The organism is Aeromonas sp. 159 (assembly GCF_963862045.1).
Taxonomy (GTDB): Bacteria; Pseudomonadota; Gammaproteobacteria; order Enterobacterales; family Aeromonadaceae; genus Aeromonas; species Aeromonas veronii.
Window position 1 is genome coordinate 15,359 of the sequence record NZ_CAWLMI010000028.1, and the last position, 14,230, is coordinate 29,588.

13 protein-coding genes are annotated in these 14,230 nt (G+C 59.0%); 5 read left to right on the top strand and 8 right to left on the bottom strand.

What is annotated here, in order from left to right:
• Positions 1 to 7 precede the first annotated feature (7 nt).
• Genes AACR14_RS05645 through AACR14_RS05655 form a run of 3 tightly spaced genes read left to right on the top strand, consistent with a single transcriptional unit; the run spans position 8 to position 2,336 of the window.
• Complete coding sequence (locus AACR14_RS05645; protein WP_019445470.1) at positions 8 to 739, top strand: fimbrial biogenesis chaperone; 732 nt, start codon at positions 8 to 10, stop codon at positions 737 to 739.
• 5 nt (positions 740 to 744) lie between these two features.
• Positions 745 to 1,773 (top strand): fimbrial protein, encoded by a 1,029-nt coding sequence (locus AACR14_RS05650; RefSeq protein ID WP_041201840.1) that lies wholly within the window; start codon positions 745 to 747, stop codon positions 1,771 to 1,773.
• 11 nt (positions 1,774 to 1,784) lie between these two features.
• Positions 1,785 to 2,336 carry a fimbrial protein gene (locus AACR14_RS05655; protein WP_019445472.1) on the top strand — a complete coding sequence of 184 codons (552 nt, stop codon included), beginning with the start codon at positions 1,785 to 1,787 and terminating at the stop codon, positions 2,334 to 2,336.
• A gap of 2 nt (positions 2,337 to 2,338) precedes the next feature.
• On the opposite strand, the gene AACR14_RS05660 is transcribed toward AACR14_RS05655, so the two are convergent.
• From AACR14_RS05660 to AACR14_RS05690, 7 genes are all read right to left on the bottom strand, one after another.
• Positions 2,339 to 3,574 (bottom strand): winged helix-turn-helix domain-containing protein, encoded by a 1,236-nt coding sequence (locus tag AACR14_RS05660; RefSeq protein WP_019445473.1) that lies wholly within the window; start codon positions 3,572 to 3,574, stop codon positions 2,339 to 2,341.
• Positions 3,575 to 3,874: 300 nt separating this feature from the next.
• On the bottom strand, positions 3,875 to 5,278 hold the full coding sequence (gene menE / locus AACR14_RS05665) for an o-succinylbenzoate--CoA ligase (protein ID WP_019445474.1): 1,404 nt from the start codon (positions 5,276 to 5,278) through the stop codon (positions 3,875 to 3,877).
• The gene (gene menC, locus AACR14_RS05670) at positions 5,271 to 6,200 is read right to left on the bottom strand and encodes an o-succinylbenzoate synthase (protein ID WP_019445475.1); all 930 of its coding nucleotides are present in this window, start codon (positions 6,198 to 6,200) and stop codon (positions 5,271 to 5,273) included. The genes menE and menC overlap by 8 nt, the downstream gene beginning before the upstream one ends.
• Positions 6,200 to 7,060 carry a 1,4-dihydroxy-2-naphthoyl-CoA synthase gene (gene menB / locus AACR14_RS05675; RefSeq protein WP_019445476.1) on the bottom strand — a complete coding sequence of 287 codons (861 nt, stop codon included), beginning with the start codon at positions 7,058 to 7,060 and terminating at the stop codon, positions 6,200 to 6,202. Before menB ends, menC begins: the two co-directional genes overlap by 1 nt.
• On the bottom strand, positions 7,053 to 7,850 hold the full coding sequence (gene menH / locus AACR14_RS05680; RefSeq protein ID WP_041201841.1) for a 2-succinyl-6-hydroxy-2,4-cyclohexadiene-1-carboxylate synthase: 798 nt from the start codon (positions 7,848 to 7,850) through the stop codon (positions 7,053 to 7,055). Before menH ends, menB begins: the two co-directional genes overlap by 8 nt.
• Complete coding sequence (gene menD / locus AACR14_RS05685) at positions 7,810 to 9,567, bottom strand: 2-succinyl-5-enolpyruvyl-6-hydroxy-3-cyclohexene-1-carboxylic-acid synthase (protein ID WP_019445478.1); 1,758 nt, start codon at positions 9,565 to 9,567, stop codon at positions 7,810 to 7,812. The genes menH and menD overlap by 41 nt, the downstream gene beginning before the upstream one ends.
• 32 nt (positions 9,568 to 9,599) lie before the next feature.
• On the bottom strand, positions 9,600 to 10,922 hold the full coding sequence (locus tag AACR14_RS05690; RefSeq protein WP_019445479.1) for an isochorismate synthase: 1,323 nt from the start codon (positions 10,920 to 10,922) through the stop codon (positions 9,600 to 9,602).
• A gap of 208 nt (positions 10,923 to 11,130) precedes the next feature.
• Between AACR14_RS05690 and AACR14_RS05695 the strand changes: the two genes are divergently transcribed.
• On the top strand, positions 11,131 to 12,036 hold the full coding sequence (locus tag AACR14_RS05695) for a 1,4-dihydroxy-2-naphthoate polyprenyltransferase (protein ID WP_026034945.1): 906 nt from the start codon (positions 11,131 to 11,133) through the stop codon (positions 12,034 to 12,036).
• Positions 12,037 to 12,111: 75 nt separating this feature from the next.
• Here the strand turns inward: AACR14_RS05695 and AACR14_RS05700 are convergent, their stop codons facing one another.
• On the bottom strand, positions 12,112 to 13,506 hold the full coding sequence (locus AACR14_RS05700; RefSeq protein WP_019445481.1) for a PepSY-associated TM helix domain-containing protein: 1,395 nt from the start codon (positions 13,504 to 13,506) through the stop codon (positions 12,112 to 12,114).
• Positions 13,507 to 13,774: 268 nt separating this feature from the next.
• Between AACR14_RS05700 and AACR14_RS05705 the strand changes: the two genes are divergently transcribed.
• Entirely contained in the window at positions 13,775 to 14,182 is a 408-nt protein-coding gene (locus AACR14_RS05705; RefSeq protein ID WP_005335923.1) for a hypothetical protein, read from the top strand.
• Positions 14,183 to 14,230: the final 48 nt, after the last annotated feature.

Genomic DNA, 14,230 nt, shown 5'->3' on the forward strand with positions numbered 1-14,230 from the left:
GATACCGATGAAAAAGCTGCTCTCTTATATCTGTCTGGCTGCGCTTGGCATGACCTCACTCAACGTCAGTGCCGCCATTGTGCTGGATCGTACTCGTGCCGTTTATCCGGGCGGCGCCAAGTCCATCAGCCTCAACATCAAGAACGAGAACCAGAAGCTGCCCTACCTGGCGCAGGCCTGGATTGAAGATGCCCAAGGCCAGAAAATCTCTTCTCCCTTCGTGGTGCTGCCGCCGGTACAGCGGGTGGATGCCAACCAGAAGTCCATCGTGCGCATTGCCAGTGTGCCGGCCATTGACAGCTTGCCCAAGGATCGCGAGTCCATCTACTACTTCAACCTGCGCGAGATCCCGCCCAAGAGCGAGAAGAGCAACGTGATGCAGATTGCCGTGCAGTCCAAGATCAAGCTGTTCTACCGCCCCGAGGCTATTCTGCCGGAGCGTGGAGCCGTCTGGCAGGATCAGGTGCTGATCACCAAGCAGGGCAAAGCCCTCAAGGTCAACAATCCGACCCCTTACTACATCACCTACGTGGGCCTGGGTCATCCACAGGGCAAGGAGCGGACCACCATCAAGGGTTTCTCCGCCTTTATGGTTGCCCCCAAGTCAGAGCAGACGGTCACCATCCCGGAAGCACTGGGTAATGAATTTGTGATCAGTTACGTCAATGACTACGGCGGATATATGGATATCAAATACCAGTGCACAGGCAATGCCTGTAAAGCCGTGAAGAGCGAGTAAGCCTTATGCTACGTTCTATCTTCTGTTCAAGTCTTATGTTGTTTGCAGGAACGGCATTGGCAAATGGCTATGTGACGCCTAACCCAACCCATGATTACTATATATCGTTGGACAAGGCTGACATGCAAAACAGACCTGGTTTTACTACCAAGGCATTTGAGTGGAATTTGGGAGGGCAATACTCAGGTATCGTTACCTGCCCAGATAGAAGCATTCCACAATCTCCAGTGTACTATAAAGCAACAATGACGGATGGCTTGCCTCAAGTTGGTGATGGTTTTGTAAAACTGAATGACTTTTTGGATATGAAAGTCGAAATTTGGATAGCCGGTTGGAAGAAAAAATTTGTTACAGCCCCATTCCCGAATGAAAGTAACGATTACCCAAATTACTCTTGTACTAAAGGGAAAGAGACAAGAATAAATAATTTCGAAAGCGGTAGCCGTGGAAAGGTAACTTTTCGCGTGAGAAAACAAATAATTAATGGTGTGCAAATATCAGATCGTCAAGTTGTAGAGATGTATGGCCGTCTAGGGGCTACAACGACAGACTTTAATAATTTGCCAATGTCTAGAATTACGATTACATCTGCAATTTTATATGTACCAGAAGAGTGCGTGATCAATGGTGGGCAGACCATTGAAGTAGAGTTTGGTGATTTGCCAGGATCAGGATTGGATGGAAATAACTTTGAAAAGACGGTTCCGCTGACATTTCAATGCCGTGGTGGTGTTTTCGAAGGGGATGCTTTGAAGATCAATCTTGGTATTTCTGGAAAACCAACCTCTTTCAGTCAAGACTATCTGCGGACAACTCGGGATGGCTATCAAGGTGGAAATGTTATTTCCGATTTAGGGATAAAATTCAAACAGCTGGATGGTTCTCAGCTGAAATTGAATACCTTCTATCCGGTTTCCATGCAGGGAAATATCGGTGACTGGGGCTTTATCGCGGCACCGGTAACCCCAGCAGGTGCAGATATTCCGGCGGGCGATTTCTATGCGACTGCCACCATCGTTGCCGAGTTCCAGTGAGGATTTGTAATATGTTGCGGACATTGTGGATAGGTTTGGCGCTTTGCCCGATGCTGGCCGTGACGGCGGCTCCTCGTGCCAGCAATGACCTGGAATTGCTTGGCAATACGGTTCATCTCCATGGCAGGATCATCGATCAGCCATGTGTGGTTTCTCCTGAATCCCTTGATCAGGAGGTCGAGATGGGGGTAGTTGACGTGAAGGAACTCTATGCCAACGGAGTCGGACAGCTAGTGCCGTTCTTCATTCGTCTGACCAATTGCAAGCCGGGTATTTTCCGCATGGCCAAGGTGACCTTTACTGGCTCGCAGGATACCGAACTCAGCGGCGGATTGGCATTCACGGCCGGGATTGCCAGGGGGGCAGGCATCCGCCTGTATGACGTGGCTCAATCACCTCTGAATTTGGGTAGTGCCTCCCGCGGCTATCTGCTAGGTGGTGCGGCAGATAATGAGCTGCAATTTTTTGCCAGAGTCGAAGGACATCCGGCGGCATTGACCGCCAAGAACATCCAGCCTGGCGACTATTCTGCCGTCGCCAATTTCATCGTTGCTTATGAGTAAACTCAGAAGTCGTTGCGCTGGATGACTTTTGTATTGCCATGGCTAGGCCAGGTGATGACGCCACCTAGATAACTGGAAAGGTAAATACCTCTGGGCAATTGAATGAACTTGGCTTTTTGTTTGGGGGGCGTTAGCGCCGCGACCAGAGTGGCGACCAGAGCGTTATTGGTCAGCGCCTGCTGGTCAATGAAATTGACAATGGTATTTTTTATCTCGACCGAAATATCGCTATTATCCCGCTCCAGATCCCCAACAGAATCCAGATTGAACAGTGTCTTTCCCTGATTGTCAGTGGCTATCACGGTGGCCACTACTATTTCTCTGTTCATAGTCACAATATATTTACTCTTTCTGGTCATTTCTACCCAGTTGTCTGGTGCCTGACAATCTCTGTGATATCTGACTGTGGTTTCTTGATTATTGTAATAGTTGTTGGAAACATTATTTCCCTGCTGGTTCATGGTTGTGATAACGCATTGAACTTCTTCGGCCACAGGGTGACCGCTACGCAACAGGAAGATATTTTCGGATAATTTCCTGCTGCTATTGTTGATGGAAAAATAGCTGATGGCTTCTTTTCCAACCAGAATTGAAATCTGCTCATCAGCTTTACGTGAAACAGGTTTTATCAAGGGCGTCAGTGAATCTATTTTCACATTCAGTGCTTTTTCCGTCTCGCTGGTCATGTAGAGAGAAATCTGACCTAAATTGATAGCGCGTAGTGTATTTGCTGTCGCATAGTTATAAATGACGAGGGCTAGTGAAGTCAGCGAGACCAGCAGCAATGCAAACAGCAAAATACGCTTTGGGCTGAAATATCGGTCATATTTGCGGCGAGTATATTGCCGCCTGGCTTGAGGTGCAGGGGAAGGCGTCGGCGCATGAATTTCTTCCGCTGGTGCTGGTTCTTCACTTTCCCCAGCGAGCTCAATCGGAGCACAAAACATATAGCCAACCCGTGGAATGGTATCGATCGCATCCATTAAGCCGAAGGATTCCAGCTTTCTTCTCAACGAGAGTATCTGCCGGTTCAAATTGGTATCGGTATTGTCCTGATTTGGCCACAAGGCATCCTGCAGTTTGCTTCTTGGAATGACAGTGCCAGCCTCATCACACAGCATTTCGAGTAGCTCGGCTTCCTTGTTGCTGAGCTTGATGCCCTTGTCCCCTTTCGAGATTCGGAATATTGCAGCGGAGAAAAAGATATCCTCTGCAATTTTATAAATTCTGTTACTCATGTGTGACTCGTCTTACTGCCAAGAAGAGCATTTTACCACCACGCAGTCTTTGTTCAAATAATGATAAATCGTCAATTTCTTTTATTATCATATGGTTAGCTTTCCTACTAAATGCATGGTGGAGGGTATGGTACTACAGCCAATTAATTTGGTTCAAAAAATGTGCAAAAAAAGGCCGTTTATGTAATCGTTCTCACTTATTCAGACTGAGGAGGAGGATTTTGATACCACCAGCATTTTATTTTGAGTCATATGTGTATTTGGATGGCTCCATTGTGTCAGTTTTTGTCGCATGAATAATTATTGCGACCTAATAATATTCTGAAATTGTTTTCGTTGTGGCTTGAGATTGCCGCCAAGATCGGGCCAGGGGAGCCAGTGGTCGGGCACCATAAAGCCGGGCAGGGTGCTGCGGATCCAGGCTGCCAGCTCGGAGTCGGGAACCGGCTCGCCGTGCCAGTCGATAAAGGCGGCGGGGCGTTGCCCCCACTCGTCGCTCGGTACCGGCACCACCAGCGCCTGGGCGACAGCGGGATGATCTATCAGTCGCTGCTCGATGGTTTCGGGCTGGATGTTTTCGCCACCCGAGATGAAGAGGTTATCGAGCCGTCCCTCTACCAGCAGCTCCCCTGCCGCAGTGAACCTCCCCTTGTCGCGAGTATGAAACCAGCCTTCGCCATCGAGGGGCAGATCCAGCTCGCCAGCCCGGTAGTAACCGGCAAACAGGGTGGCGCCGCGCACGCAGATCTCCTGCTCCCGGATGCACACTTCCCGCCCCGGTAGCGGTTTGCCAACTACGCCTGCATCGCCGGGGATAGCGGTACAGACCTGACTGCCCATCTCGGAGAGACCATAACTCACCTTTGGTTCGAGCCCCATGGCGCAGAGGCGCTTCACCAGCGGTTGCGGGATGGCGGCGCCACCGAGCAGCAGCTCGCGCAGGCGGGTACGGGCGGGGTCAAAACCCTCTGCCAGCAGGCGCCAGAGTTGGGTCGGCACCAGCGAGAGATGGGTAATGGGCTGCTGTTCAAGCCGCGCCTTGAGCGGCTGACTGCGATCGTCTAGCACCAACGTGGCGCCCGCCAGAAAGACCCGAAACAGGATGGCGTAGCCGCCTACATGGAACAGTGGCAGGGAGAGCAGCCAGCCGCAGGCCTCATCGAGGGGAATGAGGGTGGCAGAGCCGCGTGCCGAGGCAAGGTGGTTGCAGAGCCGGTGCGCCACCGCTTTCTGCGTACCGCTGGAGCCGGAGGTGAGGATCATGTTGTTGAGCTGAGTCGATTCCAGCGGCCACGCTTCCTCGCTTGCCGGCAGTTCGCGCGTGAAGTCGAGCTGCAAGGGCTGCCAGTTGTCTGCCGGGATCTCCCCTGCCGACCAGAAGGCATCGGCATCGAGTTGCACCGCCAGCTCGCGCTGCTTTTCGAGAGGAAAGGCGGGGTTGAGCGGGCAGAACACCACGCCGCTGCGTACGCAGGCCCACGCCAGCAGCACATCTTCCAGCGCACCGCGCACCACCGCCGCCAGATGAGCGCCACGGCGCACTCCAGCCTGTTCCAACTGTTGGCACAGGCTGTTAAGGCGGGCATCGAGCTGGCGATAACTGAGGGGCGAGGCTGTGTGGATGGCAATGCGGTTCGGGGTGGTGATTGCCCGGTGGCGTACCGGGCAAGGTGTCTGTTCGGGTGAACGGGAGGGGTCAATCACGGTAATACAGTTGCTCCAGTCGGCTCAGATCCGGTTTGCCATCTTCCCCCAGCAGGTTGCCCGCCATCCAGCGGCGGGTATCCAGACCCGGTGCCTGTTCTGGCGCCCATTCGCCTGCCAGATGAAACAGCTGGTTCAGGCCCAGATCCGATTCGAAGCAGGAGGAGATGATCACCTTGAGCCGCAGTTCGCGGGCGCGGGCGATCAGCGCTTCGCAGTTGGCGAGTGAACCGAGCAGGGTAGGCTTGAGCACCAGCGCGCGCAGTTGCGGGATCGGCTCCCACGGCTTGCCTTGTGCCAGCAGTTCGTCCAGCGCCACTGGCATGCCGGTGCGGTTGGCGACAAAGGCTATGTCGGCAAAGTCGGCGCAGGGGTCTTCCAGATACTCGATGCGATTCGGGTCGAGGTGGCCGCAGAAGGTCCACGCCTCCTCGCGAGTCCAGCCCTGGTTGGCATCCAGCACCAGCTTGAGGGAGGGAAGGCGGTCGCACAGCAGGCGGATCAGCGCCAGCTCGTCACGCATCGGGTAGCGCGCTACCTTCAGCTTGGCCTTGCCGGGCGTGCGGTGCAGCCACTCTTTCCAGTTGCGCAGCAGCTCCTGGGGGGAGCCTTGAATGAGGGGATAGGGCTCCGGCAGCGGGTTGCGCTGCTCGGGCCATGTCCGGCGCGCGCAGTCGAGGCCAAATTGCACCGACGGCAGCACGGGGTTCGGGGTATCGCCGGTGGCCAGGGCCGCCAGCGTGGCAAGGGCTTCTGCCTCTGCCTGTTGCAGGCTCTCTTTCGAGAAGCCGGGCAGGGGGGCGATTTCCCCCCAGCCGTCGTTGATGCGTACCAACAGCCCCTCTCGCGCCACCTCCACCTTGCCGTGAAAGGTCAGTGGCTGGGTAAAAGGCAGTTGATAGCGATACAGGGCGAGTGTCATCAGGGGTTCCGCTTGTATTTGGAGAAGTCGGGGCGACGCTTTTCGTTGAAGGCGTTGCGGCCTTCCTGACCCTCTTCGGTCATGTAGAACAGCATGGTGGCATTGCCCGCCAGCTCCTGCAAGCCCGCCTGACCATCACAGTCAGCGTTGAGCGCCGCTTTCAGGCAACGCAGCGCCATCGGGCTGTTTTGCAGCATTTCACGGCACCAGCGCACGGTTTCGCGCTCCAGTTCTGCCAATGGCACGACGGTGTTGACCAGACCCATGTCGAGGGCTTGGCTAGCATCGTACATGCGGCAGAGGAACCAGATTTCGCGGGCTTTCTTCTGGCCGACGATGCGAGCCATGTAGGAAGCACCCCAACCGCCATCGAAGGAGCCCACTTTCGGACCGGTCTGGCCAAACTGGGCGTTGTCGGCGGCGATGGTCAGGTCACACATCATGTGCAGCACGTGGCCGCCACCGACCGCGTAGCCCGCTACCATGGCAACCACAGGTTTCGGGCAGGTGCGGATGTCGCGCTGGAAGTCGAGCACGTTGAGGTGGTGAGTTCCCTCGTCATCGCGATAGCCACCGTAGTCGCCACGGATCTTCTGGTCGCCGCCGGCGCAGAAGGCTTTCTCGCCAAAACCGGTCAGGATGATGGTGCCGATCTGATCGTCATAACGGGCATCGGCCAGCGCCTGCAGCATCTCTTTGACGGTGCGGGGGCGGAAGGCGTTGCGCACCTGGGGACGGTTGATGGTGATCTTGGCAATGCCATCGTTGGACTTGTGATAGAGGATGTCCTCGTAACCGGCGGAGCAATCCTGCCATTCAACAGGTGCATACAGTTCAGCTTCCGTCATTGCTTCAATCATGACTCGTCTCTTCTTGTTGGTTGACCCACTCCGCGAGGAGTCGGGCAAAGTTATCAGGCTGATGGGCATGCAGATTATGGCCGCCATCCAGCACCAAGTGGTTGATTCTGCGATTTTGGTTCGCCAGCTGGCAAGCCAGCTGATGGAATTTGTGATCCCGCTTGCCACTCACATAAGTAACCGGCAGCTGGCTCGCCATGAGCCAGGGGGCGAGATCCGGCTGCTTGCCTAGCGAAGTGGCGCGCAGCATGGTGGCGATGCCCTGACCGTCGTTGCCAAGGCGGCGGGCGATCTGGCGGGCCCGGGCCGCATCGTCAAGATCGGCAAACACCCCTTGCCGGTACCAGTCTGCCAGCACGTCAGCCAGGGGCTCACGCTCAAAGCGCTGCGCCCACTGTTCATCGTGCTGGATGCGGGCGGCCCGTTCACTGGCCGGTAGCCCCGGGTTGCAGTTCTCCAGCAGCAGCCCCCGCAGCCCGGCGGGCTCGCGGCTGGCGTGATAGAGGGCCAGTCGCCCACCCAGCGAGTAACCCGCCAGCAGATAGCGTTCAATGTTGCGGCTGGCCAGCTCGGTGACCAGCCACTGGTGGCTCTGCTCAAAGTCGCTGACGTTGAGATCGCTATGCTGACCGTGACCCGGCAGATCGAGGGCGATGCATCGGATGGCGGGCAGCCGGTCGATCACCGGTTGCCAGTCGCCGCCATCCCCCAGCAGGCCGTGCAGTAGCACCAGCGGCACATTGGCATCTTTATTTGCCACGGATGGCGGCCCCCAGCGCCTTGAGATCATCGGCTACCTGCTCGCTCGGTACCCGGATCTCGATCAAGGTAACGCCATGTTGGAGGGCGGCGCTGTAATCGCGTTCGAACTCGGCCAGTGTGGTCGGCGCCCGATAGGCGAGGCCAAACATGGCGGCGGCATGTTCAAAGCCGAGGCCGTGGGGCAGCCGGTAGTAGCTCTCCAGCAGCTCCCCTTCGGTGGGCACCGGCAACATACGGAAGATGCTGCCGCCATCGTTGTTGAGCAGGATCACCACCAGCGGTCGGCTCGCCTTGCTGAGCAGGGCGAGGCTATTGAGATCGTGCAGGGCGCTGAGATCGCCAAGCAGCAGGGTAGTGGACTCATCGCTGCCCGGCTCGAGCGATTGGGCAAACCCGTAGGCGGTGGCGATCAGGCCATCGATGCCGGAGGCGCCACGGTTGGTCATCACCCGGCTCGGCCCCTTGCCCGTTTCGCCGAGCATATCCATCAGTCGGGCTGGCATGCTGTTGCCGACAAACAGTTGCCCTTCGATCAGGCGGTTGAGGCGATGGCAGACCCCAAGCTCGGAGAAGTGCTCGCAGGCAGCGGCGATCTGCTGGCTGGCGTTATGTTGCAGCTCGGCCAATGTGTGCCAAGGGGCCCGGGGGGGCGCCGGATGGGCCGCTGCGAAGGCGCTGGCACTGCAGAGCAGCCGGCTGCGCAGCCGGTAGTCGGGGTCGAGCCGCGCCGGTTGCGGATCCACCAGCCAGTAATCCTGCCATGAATGCTGTTTGATGAACTGGCCAAGCCGCTTGGAGACAAGCCGCGCGCCAAATTGCAGCAGCACCTCGGCACGGCCCAGCTCGGCGACGAATTCAGGGTCGTTGAGCGCCATATCCATGTGGATGAGGTTGCGGCTGTCGAAGCGGATCTGGCTCTGCAGGTCTGCCAGCAGCGGCCAGCCAAGTTGCTCTGCCAGTTCGGCGACCACTTGTGCCTGTTCGGGGTCAGTGATCCTGCCGGCGACAATAATGCCGCGCTGTTGCCGAAAGGTTTCCCACTCCGCCTGAGGGGGGCAGGTCGGCTCGTTTTGCTGCCACGGGCTCCATGGCTTGCGCGAGCCGAGCCAGTCACCGAGGGGGGCCAGATAGTCGGAGAAATCCTGATAGTGCTCGCCCGGGTAGAGGGGCTCGGGGTACATGCAGTTGAAGTGCACCACTCCGGGAGTGAGCGCCTGTTTGGCCAGCGCCTGATCCACCGAGCTCAGCACAAACGCCGCCGGAATGGTCGGGGTGGGGCTCGGCAGGTTCTGTTGATAGACGGGGTAGCGGCCGAAGATCCCCTGCTGGTCGATCGCCTGATTGGCGCCGTTGTCGATAAGCTCGTGAGGGCGATCGGCGGAGAGAATAATCAGCGGCACGCCGGTGAGCTGGGCCTCAGCCACGGCGGGCCAGAGGTTGGCTACCGCGGTGCCCGAAGTCATGATCACCGCCACCGGCCGGTTGCTCCCCTTGGCCAGACCCAGCGCCATAAAGCCGAGGCCGCGCTCGTCAAAGTGCAAGTGACGACGAAAGCCCTGATGGGCCGCGGCTGCCATGGTCAGCGGCGCGGAGCGGGAGCCGGGGGCCAGCGCGATGTCGCGCACCCCGAGGCGAAAGAGCTCCTCCAGCAAGAGGGAGGACCAGACGTGGTTGAAGGTGGCGTGCTGGCTCGAAAACGGGGGGCAGGCAAACTCTTCGCTGGCAGGCTCTTTACGGGTGGGCATAGGGGCTCTCGTAGCGTGAAAAGGGTGAGTGACTATCCCAGCAGGGAGAGCACATTGGCGATCTTATTGTCGAGCTCGGCCCACTCGGCGACAGGCTCGGAACCGGCGACAATGCCGGCACCGGCAAACAGGGTGACGCTGCCCGGCTGAATGCGGGCGCTGCGAATGGCGACCGAGAACTCGGAGGTCTCCCGGCTCAGCATGCCGCAGGCTCCGGCGTACCAGCCCCGATCATAGGGTTCGAACTCGCGGATAAAGGCGAGCGCCGCCTCGCGCGGGGCACCGCCCACCGCCGGCGTCGGGTGGAGGGCGTCGAGCAGCTGCCAGTCGCAGACCCCGGGCTTGAGCTCGGCTTCGATATCGCACTTGAGATGCTGCAGCAGCCGCAGTTTGAGAATGCGCGGCTCGGTCAGGGTGGCATCGTGGGTCAGTGGCGCCAGACGGCTGAGGATGTCGGCGTGTACCAGCCGGTTCTCCAGCCGGTTCTTGCTGTCGGCCAGCAGCTCGGCGGCCAGTTGGGCATCGACCTCTTCATCGCCGGAGCGGCGAATGGTGCCCGCCAGCGCCTCGGTAAAGAGGTGGCGATCTTCCCGGCGGTAGAGCCGCTCGGGGGAGCAGGCGATAAAGGCCTGCTCGGGGGAGAATTGAAAACCGAAGTGGAAGCAGTCCTGGGCGTGGCGGGCCCACTGGTCGAGCATGGCCCAGGGATTGATATCCGCATCATGGTTCGGACTGGTCAGCACGCTCTCCCGCGACAGCACCACCTTGGGGGTGTGCGCCTGAAAATCGGGGGCGGTGACGCGCTCCACCAGCGTTTGCCACTGGGCGGGGCCGGGGCAATCCTGTCGCTGCCAAGGCTGCTTTTGCAGGGCGGGCAGCGGGGCTTCAGGGCGCAGGGCATCGAGGGCGGCTTCGGCCGCCTGCAGTTCGGCCTCGAGATTGTCGTCATCCAGCCAGAGGTTGAGGCAGAGGCTGACGCATTCACCACGGCGCACCAGCTCGATACGGGGCAGCACGAAACGGCAGGGGCCAAACCCTTGCCAGCCGGATTGGGCCGGATCGAACGCCAGTCCGCCATAGTAGCGAGGGCTGTCGTCATGATGCTGGTTGGCTGTGTTAGTGCACACCTGCTTGATGGCGTGCGGTTCGGTCAGTTCATGGATGGCGCCCAGCGCGACATACTCGGGACGAGCCTCTCCACGGGCCTGCCAGTAGATGCGGGGATAGAGGGTTTGCGCCGCGAGCCAGCCCAGAAAGGAGCGGATTTCGATCGCCACTCGCAACCGTACGAAGCCGCTGACGTTGCTGTGACGCAGGGCGTCCAGTTGTTGCTTGATATGGGTCTGAGCCAACATGGATTCTTTTCTGAGCCGGGTAGTAACGAGCGATCCGGTAGCTGGATGCCGTAGGTTTATGCCAAAGGGCGATGATTTCCTATATATTATCTGCCCATTCGTCCATGTAAATCGCCCGCGGGAGCTTCACTCTCCGGGGCCAAGTATACCCAAATCCGGTTCGATAACCCTTAACACGATCAATATCCGATTGTTTGGCCATCACAAAATGACAAATACCTTCTCTGTTTGGTTGCTGGCGGCGCGTTTGCGAACATTGCCGCTCGCCTGCTCTTCCATCCTGCTGGGCTCGGGGCTGGCTGCCAGTCGTGGCGCCTTCGATGGCACCATCATGGCGCTCTCCCTGCTGACCGCCATCCTGCTGCAGATCCTCTCCAATCTGGCCAACGATTACGGCGATGCGGTTTCCGGCGCCGACAACGGTGAGCGGATCGGCCCGCAGCGGGCGGTGGTCTCCGGTCTTATCACCAAAAAACAGATGTGCGTGGCAATGGGGCTGACCGCGCTGGCGGCGGTGGCCAGTGGCCTGCTGTTGCTGGGCTGTGCCTTCGGCGGTCAGTGGCTGCAGATTTTGGCATTTGTGGTGCTGGGTGGCGCGGCCATCGTTGCGGCGGTGACCTACACCGTCGGCAAGACTCCTTACGGCTATCGCGGGTTTGGCGATATCTCGGTGTTCCTCTTCTTCGGCCTGCTGGGGGTGCTCGGCTCCTACTACCTCTTCACCAAGACGTTGGAGTGGGATCTGCTACTACCCGCCACCGCTTGTGGTCTGCTGGCGACCGCCGTGCTCAATATCAACAATGTGCGCGACATCGAGACCGACGCCGCCAGCGGCAAGATCACTCTTGCGGTGCGCCTTGGCCGCAACCGCGCCATCGCCTATCACTGGGTACTGCTGGGGGCGGCGCTGCTGGCAACCATCGCCTTTATCCTGATCCAGCCCGCCAGTTTCTGGCCGTGGATCTTCCTGCCCGCCATGAAGCCTCTCAGCGATGCGGCCCGCACCTTGCGCGAAAGTTACGATGGCGAGGTGCTGACCGGCGCCCTCAAGAAGACCGCCATCAGCGCCTTTCTGTTCAGCCTGCTGCTCTCCATCGGGTTGGCGCTCTCCTGACAGCTGGTCGCAGCTCGCCAAGGCGAACAATAAAAAGGGCTCCCGAGATGGGAGCCCTTGTTGGTTTTGGCGGGTTTAGCTGGCGCGCGCCACCCTGAGAGGGCGGCGGGAGAAAATCAGGGTATCCAACAGCCAGATGGCGACCATGGAGGCGCCCACCAGCGGGAAGGCGATCCCCAGCAGGATCAGCAGGGCGATGGCACCGCGCATCGGCGGCAATTTGGCGGGCAGTGGCGGCGCGGCGAGACGGCCCTGCGGGCGGCGGCACCACCAGATCCACAGACCGCTCACGGCGCTGGCCAGCACCATCAGACAGATGATCAGCATGGCGAGCTGATGGGGCCAGCCGTAGAGCTTGCCCATGTGCAGCATGACGCCGCTCTCCACCGTCTTGGCGACCGTGCCGTAATCCTGCCAGCGCACATCGGCCAGCACCTTGCCGCTGTATTGATCGATATGCAGGGTGGCGTCGTTGCGCGGATCGTCGGCAAACAGGGCGATGGTGTAGACGCCTGTGGCGCCGACCGGCGGGGTGATGCTGTAACCCGGTTGGACTCCCCGCTCATGGGCGATCTCGACCACCCGTTGCAGCGCAATACGCTGGCTTGCCATCACCACTCCCTCATGCTCGCCGTGGTTCATGGCACCGTGATCGTGCCCCTCATCAACCGGCTGCGAGCTGGGCATAGGGGTGTTCTCCACCGCCCAGGGGACGGTCTGCTCATGGGCTTGATTCAGGCTGCGGGCCAGCGGTGCCGATTTGGGCACCTCGTTCCACATGGCGGCGGGGAAGCGGTTCCAGACCGCGGCAAACTGATCGCCCCAGAAACCGGTCCAGGTCATGCCGCTCAACAGCAACAGCAGCAGGAAACCGGCGCCCCAGAAGCCGACCACGGCGTGCAGATCCCGCCACCAGAGGCGTCCACGCTGGCTCACTCTGGGCCAGAGGATGCCGCCCACCCCGGGCCCCTTGCGTGGCCACCAGAGGTAGAGACCGCTCAGCAGCAGTACCAGCCCCCAGCCAGCCGCCAGTTCGATCAGCCGGTCCCCCGTGGTGCCGAGCAGCAGGTCGGCGTGCAGGGAGCGAGCCACCGCTTGCAGATTCCACTTGTTATCCATGGTGCCGAGCAGGGCGCCGCTGGCGGGATCCATAAACAGAGTCAGATCGCGATCCCCCTGATTGACGATGAACTGGGCGCTCTGGTCGGGAGCGACAGGCGGCAGGTATTTACGCAGGCTGGCATCGGGCATGGTCATCACCGCCTTGGCCAGCAGCTGGTCGGCACTCAGGGTCTGGCTGGCGGGGGCGACCTTCATCAGCTCGGGGTACATCAGGTTGTCGAGCTGGGGTTTGAACAGATAGACGATCCCGGTCAGTGACAGCAGGATCAGGAAAGGGGCGACAAAGAGACCGGCGTAGAAGTGCCAGCGCCAGATCCGTTGGTAATGACTCGAGTCCCTGTTTTTCATTGCACATCCTTGTTGGGGTGCCAAACCTTTCGGCTGGTGGAATGTTTGTGGCGGCGCGGATAATAGCAGTAACGTTTCGTTAACTGCAATCACACATCTCGAGATCGATTCGGTGCGGGATGTCGGTAACATGAGGTGCCGACGGTTTGCTGGATAGGATGAGCACGCTTTGGGAAAAGCCTGTTTGCTGCTGGACTTTTCCTTATAAATTATTACCTTGTGGTAACAATTTGCAGGCGATGGTGGTGGTAACGGAATGGGAGCAGTCATGCAGCCACATGGGCAATTTGACATGGAGCGCAGGGGTCAGATGCTGATCTGCCGCCCGAGTGGCCCCTTCAATCTGGCAGGTGCCATGGCCTATGAGGCGCGCTTTCGTCACGAACTGGCCGGATTGATGGATGGCCCCTGGGGGATTGTCGAGGTCGCAACCGAGTTTGAAGCGGCCGGGCCCGAGGTGCTGGCCCGTTTTCGTCGCCAGTTTGGCTGGTGTGCCGAGAGTGGCTGTCAGTTTCTGGCGGTGGTCTTCGTGGGGGGCTTCAAGCGCTATCTGGCGGATAACATCTTCAAGGGATTACCCTTTCGGGCGGTACGTTACTTCGAGCAAGAGGCAGCGGCCATCCAGTGGCTGGGGGAGCAGCTCAACACCGCTCCCTGTGAACCTGCGAGCGCTTGACCACCCTTATCCTGACTGGCCTTGGCTCAATCCAGCTTGATAAACCAC

What these genes read in the sequence shown, in the direction of transcription:
- AACR14_RS05645 (WP_019445470.1), top strand. Translation starts at nt 8, where the DNA reads ATGAAAAAGCTGCTCTCTTATATCTGTCTGGCTGCGCTTGGCATGACC.
- AACR14_RS05650 (WP_041201840.1), top strand. Translation starts at nt 745, where the DNA reads ATGCTACGTTCTATCTTCTGTTCAAGTCTTATGTTGTTTGCAGGAACG.
- AACR14_RS05655 (WP_019445472.1), top strand. Translation starts at nt 1,785, where the DNA reads ATGTTGCGGACATTGTGGATAGGTTTGGCGCTTTGCCCGATGCTGGCC.
- AACR14_RS05660 (WP_019445473.1), bottom strand. Translation starts at nt 3,574, where the DNA reads ATGAGTAACAGAATTTATAAAATTGCAGAGGATATCTTTTTCTCCGCT.
- menC (WP_019445475.1), bottom strand. Translation starts at nt 6,200, where the DNA reads ATGACACTCGCCCTGTATCGCTATCAACTGCCTTTTACCCAGCCACTG.
- menB (WP_019445476.1), bottom strand. Translation starts at nt 7,060, where the DNA reads ATGATTGAAGCAATGACGGAAGCTGAACTGTATGCACCTGTTGAATGG.
- menH (WP_041201841.1), bottom strand. Translation starts at nt 7,850, where the DNA reads ATGATCTCAAGGCGCTGGGGGCCGCCATCCGTGGCAAATAAAGATGCC.
- menD (WP_019445478.1), bottom strand. Translation starts at nt 9,567, where the DNA reads ATGCCCACCCGTAAAGAGCCTGCCAGCGAAGAGTTTGCCTGCCCCCCG.
- AACR14_RS05690 (WP_019445479.1), bottom strand. Translation starts at nt 10,922, where the DNA reads ATGTTGGCTCAGACCCATATCAAGCAACAACTGGACGCCCTGCGTCAC.
- AACR14_RS05695 (WP_026034945.1), top strand. Translation starts at nt 11,131, where the DNA reads ATGACAAATACCTTCTCTGTTTGGTTGCTGGCGGCGCGTTTGCGAACA.
- AACR14_RS05700 (WP_019445481.1), bottom strand. Translation starts at nt 13,506, where the DNA reads ATGAAAAACAGGGACTCGAGTCATTACCAACGGATCTGGCGCTGGCAC.
- AACR14_RS05705 (WP_005335923.1), top strand. Translation starts at nt 13,775, where the DNA reads ATGCAGCCACATGGGCAATTTGACATGGAGCGCAGGGGTCAGATGCTG.